The organism is Mesorhizobium sp. M1E.F.Ca.ET.063.01.1.1 (assembly GCF_003998155.1).
Taxonomy (GTDB): Bacteria; Pseudomonadota; Alphaproteobacteria; order Rhizobiales; family Rhizobiaceae; genus Mesorhizobium.
Window position 1 is genome coordinate 1 of sequence record NZ_RZSC01000150.1, and the last position, 10,294, is coordinate 10,294.

The 10,294-nt window shown below is 57.9% G+C and carries 8 protein-coding genes; 1 reads left to right on the top strand and 7 read right to left on the bottom strand.

The annotated features are described in order from the left end of the window. Positions 1-169: 169 nt before the first annotated feature. The 7 genes from EOA29_RS13550 to EOA29_RS13580 all read right to left on the bottom strand — a co-directional run bounded on the left by EOA29_RS13550 (position 170) and on the right by EOA29_RS13580 (position 9,578). A complete protein-coding gene (locus EOA29_RS13550) occupies positions 170-1,207 on the bottom strand; it encodes an oligopeptide/dipeptide ABC transporter ATP-binding protein (RefSeq protein WP_127221007.1) in 1,038 nt (345 codons plus the stop codon). Beyond that, positions 1,204-2,211, bottom strand: a complete 1,008-nt coding sequence (locus EOA29_RS13555; protein WP_127221008.1) for an ABC transporter ATP-binding protein — start codon at positions 2,209-2,211, stop codon at positions 1,204-1,206. Before EOA29_RS13555 ends, EOA29_RS13550 begins: the two co-directional genes overlap by 4 nt. Before the next feature lies 1 nt (position 2,212). Continuing rightward, complete coding sequence (locus tag EOA29_RS13560; protein ID WP_127221009.1) at positions 2,213-3,094, bottom strand: ABC transporter permease; 882 nt, start codon at positions 3,092-3,094, stop codon at positions 2,213-2,215. A 1-nt stretch (position 3,095) separates the two neighbouring features. Continuing rightward, positions 3,096-4,037 carry an ABC transporter permease gene (locus EOA29_RS13565; RefSeq protein WP_127221010.1) on the bottom strand — a complete coding sequence of 314 codons (942 nt, stop codon included), beginning with the start codon at positions 4,035-4,037 and terminating at the stop codon, positions 3,096-3,098. Further along, complete coding sequence (locus EOA29_RS13570; protein WP_127221014.1) at positions 4,038-5,648, bottom strand: ABC transporter substrate-binding protein; 1,611 nt, start codon at positions 5,646-5,648, stop codon at positions 4,038-4,040. 391 nt (positions 5,649-6,039) lie between these two features. Beyond that, positions 6,040-7,626 carry a gamma-glutamyltransferase family protein gene (locus EOA29_RS13575; protein ID WP_127221011.1) on the bottom strand — a complete coding sequence of 529 codons (1,587 nt, stop codon included), beginning with the start codon at positions 7,624-7,626 and terminating at the stop codon, positions 6,040-6,042. Positions 7,627-7,976: 350 nt separating this feature from the next. Next, the gene (locus EOA29_RS13580; protein WP_127221012.1) at positions 7,977-9,578 is read right to left on the bottom strand and encodes an ABC transporter substrate-binding protein; all 1,602 of its coding nucleotides are present in this window, start codon (positions 9,576-9,578) and stop codon (positions 7,977-7,979) included. A gap of 382 nt (positions 9,579-9,960) precedes the next feature. Between EOA29_RS13580 and EOA29_RS13590 the strand changes: the two genes are divergently transcribed. Further along, positions 9,961-10,294, top strand: a 334-nt coding sequence (locus tag EOA29_RS13590; RefSeq protein WP_189478890.1) for a transposase, incomplete at its 3' end; no start/stop codon positions are given.

The following is a 10,294-nucleotide window of genomic DNA, read 5'->3' on the forward strand; positions in this document are numbered from 1 at the left end:
ATTTTGAATCCATCAGCGACATTTGTCTCAATTGAACAAAACTCGTCAAAATCACCCTTGTTGTCGGTTGGACGTGATCCATTCTTGTGTAAGCTTTTTTCCATATCGTCCGCCATTTTTACCACGCCGAGAGGGCCCGCGACAGTTGTTGTCAATGGGAGATCGGCTTCTATGCTTCTGTAACGGGAGCAAGTTGATCGGGAGCAAGTACGTTCGACCCCTCCAAAACGCCGACAGCCGGAGCACGCACATGACAGGCGACGACGCGCCCATCTGCCATAGGTACAAGGGGGGGAACATCAACGTGGCAGCGCTCCACTGCGAGGGGGCAGCGCGGATGAAATGCACATCCACTCGGCGGATTGATGGGGCTCGGCACCTCCCCCTCGACTGGAGGCTCCAGCCGTACCCGCGTTGGGTCTGGGATTGGCGCCGCTGCTATCAACGCCTCAGTATAGGGGTGAACCGGTTTGGCGAAGAGCGCATCACACGCGGCGAGTTCCACGATGCGGCCCAGATACATAACAGCGACGCGGTGCCCAATATGCTCGACAACGCCAAGGTCATGCGAGATGAAGATCAACGCAATGCCCATTTGTTGCTGGAGATCCAGAAGCAAATTCAGGATTTGGGCTTGTACGGAGACGTCGAGAGCCGAGACCGCCTCGTCGGCGATAATGAGGGAGGGCTGTAGTGCCAGAGCTCGTGCAATACCGAGCCGCTGCCGCTGGCCACCAGACAGCTCCGATGGAAGCCTGTCCAACATCTGTGGCGACATGCCGACCTTGTGCAGAAGCTCCTCGGCGACGGCCTTGCGCTGTTTGCGGCTGAGGCGCTCAAAGTTCTCGACCGGTTCAGTTATTATCTTTTCGGCGGTGAGGCGGGGATTCAACGAAGAATAGGGGTCCTGGAAGACCATCTGCATCCGCCGACGCCAAGCGCGAAGCGTGCCCTTCTTGAGACCTGCGATGTCGGTGCCGTCTATGAGCACGCGTCCACTGGTCGGTTCGGAAAGCCGCATGAGGAGACGTGCTACCGTGGACTTGCCGCAGCCGGATTCACCGACGATGCAGAGCGTCTCTCCGGCCGATACCGAGAAGGACACATCTTCCACTGCCCGCACGACCGGGATGTGTTTATTCAGGATTCCTGCGCTAAGCGGGAAGTGCTTGGTCAGGTTCTCGACTTTCAGCAGCGGAGTGTTCATGCGCCCCTGACCTCTTCAGCGCGCCAGCAAGCTGCGGCATGGCCAGGCACGACATCGCGCAATATCGGCGTCTTTTCTCGGCAAACATCTAGCGCAAACGGGCACCGCGGAGCAAAGCTGCAACCCACGATCGGCTCACGCAGACTTGGAACGATGCCCGGAATCTCCGGAAGACGTTGCTGTCGACCGCGGCGCCGATCGGGTACCGAGCGCATCAGGCCCTGAGTGTAGGGATGCGAGGGCTGCGCAAACAGATCGATTACGCTCGCTTGCTCCACGATCCGGCCGGCATACATGACGATCACGCGCTGGCATGTCTCTGCGACTACGCCTAAATCATGCGTGATGAACATCACCGCCGTTCCAGTCCGCTGTTTCAAATCAACGATCAGCTGCAGAATTTGCGCCTGGATCGTGACGTCGAGCGCCGTCGTCGGCTCATCCGCGATCAACAATTCCGGTGAGCATGCGAGCGCCATGGCGATCATTGCGCGCTGGCGCATGCCGCCTGACATTTCGTGGGGATAGTTGTTGACCCGACGCTCGGGGTCCGCAATGCGCACGAGTCGGAGCAACTCTTGTGCTTTTGCGGTCGCCTCAGCTCGAGAAGCTTTGGTGTGGATCTGCACTGCTTCAGCGATCTGGTGACCGACCGTGTAAACCGGATTGAGGCTCGTCATCGGTTCCTGGAAGATCATGGCGATCCGGTTGCCGCGGATTCCTCGCATTTCGCGTTCAGAGAGTTTAAAGAGGTCACGTCCGCGAAACCGCACCTCGCCCCCGACGGTCTTCGCAGTAAACTTCGGGAGCAGGCGAAGGATCGAAAGCGCGGTCACGCTTTTGCCGCATCCCGACTCACCGACAATGCCGAGCGTCTCACCAGTGTTGATCTGGAAGCTGATGCCACCTAGCGCGCGGGTGACACTTTCATCGCCATAGAAGTGAGTTTCGAGATCTTGCACATCGAGAAGGACGTCATTACGCACAGTGTGATGCATTTGCATGTCAACGCCTCCGCTTAGAGCGGGGATCGAACGAGTCACGGAGCCCGTCTCCTAGGAGGTTGACGGCCAGGACGGTGGCGGCAAGGCCGATGCCCGGAGCGAAGATCGTCAATGGGGCGATGGCGAGATACAGGCGCGAACTGGCAATCATATTGCCCCAGCTGGGGATCTCCGGCGGCACACCCACGCCCAAAAAGCTCAGAGCCGCCTCGGTCAGGATCGCACTGGCACACACATTAGCACCTTGGACCATGAGCGCCGGAATGGTGCTCGGCAGGATATGTCGCCATAGCACCTTCGGCAGTCGGGCACCGCCGCAAATCGCAGCCTCGACGTAAGGGCGTTCGCGCACGCTCAAAACTACTGAACGGACCAACCGGGCGACCCCCGGAAGCTCCGGGATGGCGATTGCGAGGATGAGGATACCGACACCGGGGCCGGTCAACGAAATCAAAGCGATGGCCAGCAAGATCGTTGGGATTGACATCAAGCCATCCATCACCCGCATGATGACGCTGTCGAAGCTCCGGACATAGCCGGCGACGATGCCGATAAAGAGCCCGCCTACAGCCGCGCACGCGGCCGAAATCAATCCCACCATGAGCGAGATCCGGGCGCCGAAAATCGTTCGCGCAAACACGTCGCGGCCCAAATTGTCGCTCCCGAACCACATTTCGGCAGAGGGCGGCTGAAGGCGTTTGAACGGGTCCATATTCAGTGGATCACCGGCATAAAGCGGTGCAGCAAGAGCGAGGACGATCAACAGCGCCAGAAGGCCGCCGCCAATCATGACCAGCGGATGCCGCTTTGCTACGCGGGGAAGGTTCGACAGCTGCAAGCGGCCGTGCGGCACAGTTTCAGTTGCTGGAGAGACGAGCGTCATATCAATACCGGATGCGAGGGTCGATCAGGGTATAAGCAAGATCGACGGCTAGATTGATAAGGACATACATACCCGAAGCAAGGATTAGCACGCCCTGGATTATGGGGTAATCGCGGTTGTTGATCGCATCAACGGTCAGGCGACCGACACCGGGGACGTTGAACACAGTTTCCGTGATGACGACGCCGGAGATTAGATAGGCGAAACATAAACCTACGACGGTCAGGATAGGGACGCCAGCATTCTTCAAGGCATGGTGGAAAAGCATGGCATATGATGAGGCGCCTTTGGCGGCAGCCGTCCGCATATAGTCTTCCGACAGGACTTCCAGAATGCTTGCGCGGGTGATCCGAGCGATGAAAGCGATATAACCAAGGCTCAAAGCGAGCGTCGGCAAGATCAGGTGTTCAAACCATGGTCCGATGCCTTGGCTGATTGGCCGGTACCCCTGTACCGGGACCCAATGGAGGCTAATCGCGAACCAGTATATGAAGAAAAAACCGATGACGAATACCGGGACCGAAAAGCCGAGTGCCGCGAAGGCTGAAAGCATGCGGTCGACGATGCCGCGGGCTCGCCATGCGGCAACGATTCCGAAAGCAAGGCCGACTGTCACGGAAAGGACCATCGTCAGCATCGAAAGAGAAAGAGTTGGTTCTAATCGCTGACCGATGAGTTCAAGAACCGGTCGCCCGGCAAAGATGGAGGTTCCGAAATCGCCGGCGAGCATGTCTCGCACCCACCGGATGAATTGCACAGGCATCGGATCATTGAGCCCAAGCTTCTCGCGTATGCCGGCAACCATTTCCGCGGTAGCCGACTTTCCGGCGATAATCGCTGCCGGATCGCCCGGCGCCAGCCTGAGGAGCAGGAACACGAAGACGCCGACCATCGCCATGACGGCGACGGCCGAAACCATTCTGCGAACGATATATGCCGCCATTTAGGCTAAAGCTTTCTGCATGTTCCACATCGGCACGATCGCAGGCACACCGATGAGACCTGTGAGGGTCTTGCGACGCGCGATCGGGGAAATGTATTTTCCCAACCTCACATCGCCGACGAAGTCCCACCAGAGGGCTTGCATTTTTCTGGCAAGCGCCTTGCGATCTTCGAGGGTTTCGACGTCGGCCCATTTACGCCGAAGCACTTCATAGTCGTCGTAGTTAGGCCAGCCATACCAAGCCTTATCGCCGTTGGCCGTCAGGAGCGGGTCCGTCAGCGGATTGCCGAGGGAGAAATCCATTTCAGACGAGATGAACATGCTCCAGCCGCCGTTCTCAACTGGCCCTTTGTTAGCGCGGCGCGTCGTGACGCCACCCCAGTCCATGGGTGCCAACTCCGCGTTTACTCCAATTTTCTGCAACGCCGCCGCCAGAAGCTGAGACGCATTGTCTCCCTCATGCCAGTCCGTCGGATCGAGAATGACGACCTTCTGGCCGACATATCCAGCTTGCTTAAAAAGCTCTTTCGCCTTTTCTGGGTCGCCGCCCTTCTTATACCATCCGGTGTTCTCGCTGTTTGACACTAACGTATTTTTGCCGAATATCGAAGTGACGACGTCGACGTACTTTGGATCGGGGTACATAGCGCGCATGAACGCCTCCTGATCGATCAGATGAAGCACCGCTTGGCGCGCCTTTACATTGTCAAATGGCGGCTGCAGCAAGTTCATGCGCACGAGCGCGTCCCAGCCCGCCTGATCCAAAACTTGAAGAGCAAGATTGGGATCGTTCTCGATCAATGAGTAGAGATCGGCAGGGGGCGCCTCGAAATAGTCAATCTCACCGGCTTGCAAGGCTGCCATAGCTGTCTGCTGATCGGCAATCACATCCCAAACGACACGATCCACCTTGACGATTTTCCCGCCAGCCAATCCGTCCGACGGCTCTCTACGCGGCACGTATCCTTCGTTACGATCGTATGTGATACTCGCGCCAGGCTTTGCGAGGGCTTCATTGAATTTGAAGGGCCCCGATCCGATCTTGGTCGTCACTTGCTCACTAGCGGGATGGCTGGCATCCTTCTCGCGCATTATAAATAGGCATGGCGGAGTGAGGTCTGCCAAGAGATCGATGAGCAATCCAAGCGGCTCCTTGAGCGAAATCGTGAAAGTCCTTTCGTCCTTTTTCGAGATGTCGCTGGCTCGCTCCATGAGGAGTTGCCCGCCGGGAGCCACTTGGCCCCAGCGGCGGATTGAAGCGACGCAATCCGAGGCAGTGACGGGGGTGCCGTCATGCCAACCCAGGCCGTCCCGCAGCTCCAAAGTGTATGTCTTCTTGTCGTCGGAAAGTCCCCACCTACCCACCATTTGCGGTTGTGGAATAAAATTCGAGTCGACTGAAAACAGCGTGTCGTAAATCGCCGCGCCATGGTCGGCAGTGATGTTTGTCGCGGTCCAGATCGGATCAAACACCCGCAAGTCGCTAGACTTCACCATGCGAACCGTGCGGTCGAGGCCCGGCTGCGTTTGCGCTCGGAGGATGGATGGAGCAGATAGAACCGCTCCCGCAGCGATACCCGCCTTGAAGAGAGTGCGGCGAGAAAGAGCCATGTCAATTCCCCTTTGGAGTCCATCGCGCAGTTGGTTCGCGCCTTTTTGGTTTGTCACGGCAGCACCAACGTTTTCCTCGCGAGCTAACGGTGGGGTGTCTAGATCACTACTACCATCGTAAGGCAGAGTCCGCGCCAAAAGGCGTCGATCTCTGAAATGGCTGCCCCATATCACCGCGCAATTTGAAATGTCCCTTTGGTGTGCCGCCGCGCCAGGTGACCGGCTACAGAGGTGACAGGCGATATTTGCACCCGGCTCGACCTGGCGCGTTGCTTGCTCCCTCTCACAGGAAATCCGCCCTGGCGACACCCATCGCAGATATGTCCCTGCACCTGCAAACCGTACCCCCGCTCGAGGCAGGCCTCCGAACATTATCGATGACACGGCCGGCTCAATAACCAGCCGCTATGCCATCCTTTCGAGGGTCAGAGGCTCCGGTCAGTGTGTCTCGTTCGTGGTCTATCCAGATGGCCTGCGCGCCGCCCAGCGGTTTGTCTGCAATTACCACGGTGTGCCCTTTATCTCGCAGTTGATGAATTGCATCCAGGCTCACGCCGTGCTCAACCACTACGCATCCGTCTCTGTGGAACACGCGCGCATCATCAATTGCTTCCTGCAGATCCATGCCATAGGCAATCACGTTGCTCAGAAAGTGGGCATGCCCAAACGGCTGGTAGTCCCCGCCCATCACACCATAGGGCATCACCGCGCGTCCGGCCCGCGTTATCATGCCCGGCATAAGGGTGTGGAGCGGGCGCTTGCGGGGCGCGAGGGCGTTGGGGTGCGAAGAATCCAGCCGGAAGCTAGCGGCGCGGTTGTGAAGAACGACGCCGGTCTCCAGACAGGAGATGCCGCTGCCGAAAAGACCGGAAAGCGAATTGATCAAACTAATTGCATTGCGGTCCTTGTCGACCACCGCAATACAAACTGTGTCGCTCGTTGCGAGTTCTGGATCGGGCAGATTGGTCATGGCACGACCGATGTTTATTCCCTCACGCAAGCAATTGGCGCGCCGAGAAGACAGCATCCTAGTTGAGCCCTCCCAACTGCTCTCGGCATCCCCCAGTCGAAAGTCACGGTCTCGAAACGCGAGACGGCCGGCCTCAATCTCCAAATGGAGCCTGTCTGCTCCGTGCGGCTCGAGATTGGTAAGACAGTAACCTGAAAGAATATTGAGCATCAGGAGCGCTGTCACACCCTGATTGTTCGGCGGCACCTGATGAACACGGAAGCCACCGTAGTCTGCCGAGATGGGTGTGACGTAGTCACCCGCTGCCGCGGAGAAATCTTCTAACGTGTGCAGCCCACCGAGCTCCTTCAGGCGGCGCACTATGGCTTCGGCGACTGAGCCGACATAGAAGCCGTCGCGCCCCTCGCTCGCAATCTTCTGCAATGTGCGGGCCAAGGCAGGCTGGCGGTGCGTATCGCCGGCCAGCGGAGCCTGGCCGCCAGGTAAGAAGATTTCTGCCGAATGTGGGTCGGCCGCCAGAAGGCTAACCGAGGCTGCCCAATCGAAGGATACCCGGTCATGTACCACATACCCGTTCTCGGCATAGTAAATGGCGGGAGCAAGCACCTCCGCCAATCCGAGCTTTCCGTAATCTTGTTGCAGGCGGCACCAAGCATCGATCGCGCCCGGCACTGTTACGGAATGAGGTCCGTAGATGGGCATGGCCGCCATGCCTCTGTCGCGATACCAGTCAATCGTCGCTTTAGCGGGCGAACGACCGGACCCATTCAGTGCGATGGGCACGTCCGTCCCCGCGGGGCAGTAAAGGACGAAGCAGTCGCCGCCAATTCCCGTCGATTGGGGCTCAACCACCGTTTGAACAGCGGAGGCACAGATCGCTGCGTCCACCGCGTTACCGCCAGCCCGAAGAATGTCTATGGCGGCAAGCGTAGACAGAGGATGTGATGTGGCGGCCATCCCTTGCGTGGAACGCACCGCGGATCGCCCAGGACCCTGGAAATTACGCATATATCTCCTCGTGGCGTGGCGAATGTTGCTTTGTACCGTCTGTGATCTCGGCCAAATGCCTGTCGCCAGCGGTCATTCTAGGGAACATGTGATGCGCTCTGGGCACGGCAGGTAAGAACCGCGCCTGCCACCTGCCCAGGCGCGAAATTCTCCGTAGCAAAACAAAGCGGAACCAGATTCTCCAACACTTGTTCTGACCATCGATTTGATGGCGCCGCCTACGACAATCCCGCTAATTGAGTCTCCGGCTCACTGGCGGCAACATAGCAGCGGAGGCGAGTGAGAAACAAATCTCGACCATTGCCATAACGGCGATAGTCGAGACTGCTGCTTGCACGATGTGGCGTGCTTCAGGCCTTCTGCATGTTCCACATCGGAACAAAATCCGGCATTTCTATCAGCCCGGTAAGCTCCTTACGGCGAGCGATTGGTGTCTTATAGACACCCAAGAAAACCGCGCCCACAAAGTCCCAATATAGTTGTTGCATATTTCGAGCCACGGCTCTCCGCTCCTCGAGCGATTCAACATCCACCCATTTAGCCCGGAGCGCCTCATATTCATCATTCTTCGGCCAGCCGTACCAAGCGTTTTCCCCGTTCGCCGTAAACATCGGTGACGCGTTTGGATTGCGGTGACCAGCGTCGCTGTCGCTGGTGATGAAGATACTCCAGCCTCCTTCCTCAACCGGGCCCTTGTTTTTCCGGCGGGCGACGACTCCGCCCCAGTCACTCGGCGCGAGTTCGGCATTGACCCCGATCTTGCGGAGCTCGGCCGCCAAAAATTGCGAGGCATTGTCTGTCTCACGCGCGTCCGTCGGATCGAGAATAACGACTTTTTCGCCGGCGTATCCGGCCTCTTTGAAAAGCTGCTTCGCTTTTTCTGGATCGCCGCCCTTTTTGAACCACCCAGTATTTTCGTCATTGGAGTAGGGCGTATCGTTTCCAAATATCGACGATATGGTTGCGAAGTATTTTGGGTCGCCATACTGTGCACGCATGATCGCCTCCTGATCGATCAGGTGAAGCAGGGCTTGTCGCGCCTTCACGTTGTCGAAGGGCTTCTGCAGACAGTTCATGCGCAGCCAATTGTCCCAGCCTCCTTTGTTGAGGACCTGCAGCACAAGATTAGGATCACTCTCGATCACCGGAATCAGATCGGCGGGCGGCGTGTCGAAGTAATCGATTTCTCCTTGCTGAAGTGCTGCCACAGCAGTCTGTTGATCGGCAATATTGTTCCAAATGACACGATCAACGTTTACAACCTTACCGCCTGCAAACCCATCCGGTGGCTCCATGCGCGGTACGTATTTATCATTGCGATCCCACGCGAAGCTCGCGCCAGGCTTGGCAAGATCCTGATTGAATTTGAACGGGCCCGAACCAATGTTCGCAGTCACCTGGTCGCTTGCCGAGCGGTTCGCGTCCTTCTCCCGCATAATCGCAGGGAAATAATCGGATGATGCTAAGGTGTCGATGAGGACGCCCATCGGCTCATTCAGCACGATGGTAAATGTCCTCTCGTCTCTTTTGGAGATATCCTTGGCTCGTGCCATGATTATTTTACCACCCTCATCCACCGACGCCCAGCGCCGTATGGAGGCCACGCAGTCCGCCGCTGTCACGGGGGTGCCGTCATGAAAGCCAAGACCGTCCCTTAGCTCAAACGTATAGGTCCGCTTATCGTCCGATACGCCCCATTTGCTGATCATTTGGGGCTTCGGCATAAGTTTGGAATCGATAGCGAAAAGCGTGTCGTAAACGGCCATCGCATGATCAGTTGTTGAATTGGACGTCGTAACGATTGGGTCGAAAATGTTGATAAATCCGGATTTCACCATGCGGACCGTCCGTGAGTTAGCGGGCTCAGTGTCTGCCCGAACCACGGAGGGTAGCGACAACGCGGTTCCCGCTGCCAAGCCCGCTTTAATCAGGTCACGTCGAGACATTGCCATAAGTTATCCTCCCTTTGCCACGCCTTGATGGGGCAGCTCATGTCGAGACGGCACATACCACCGAGCTAGCCTCCAAAAGATAGCGCCTGCCAAGAACGGTTTGCGCTAAAATCCGTCAACTCGTGAAACATCCCAATCAACTGTTAGAGGGATTTGCAATGTTTGTGGGGTTTGACAGATCCGCGGGACAAGTGCGGCGGAAAGAGCACCTTCTACGGCCGGCCGGGTCGCGTCCCGGGACGTGGTGTAGCTCGGCGGTAGCGAAGCCGCTCGCGAGCGCGCCCTCAACAGCGCTGAAGCGAGCGAGCGGCGTAGCAGCGGTCATCGATGTTCCCCGGTAGGGTCGGGTTGCTGACACCAACCTGATTCGAAGGAAGCACCGATGACCGACGACATGATGAACCTGCGCACGCTCGTGGAGAAGACCCCCGATGCCGATATCTTGCGCGAGATGATCGGCTTCGCCGCCGAGCGGCTGATGGAACTGGAGGTAGGCGCTGCTACCGGCGCCGCCTATGGCGAGAAGAACCCGTTGCGCACGGCCCGGCGCAACGGCTATCGCGAGCGCGACTGGGAGACGCGCGCCGGCACCGTCGAGCTGCGCATCCCCAAGCTCAGGAAGGGCTCCTACTTCCCCGGTTTCCTCGAACCGCGCCGCATGGCCGAGAAGGCGCTGACCGCCGTCATCCAGGAGGCCTACGTGCAGGGTATCTCGA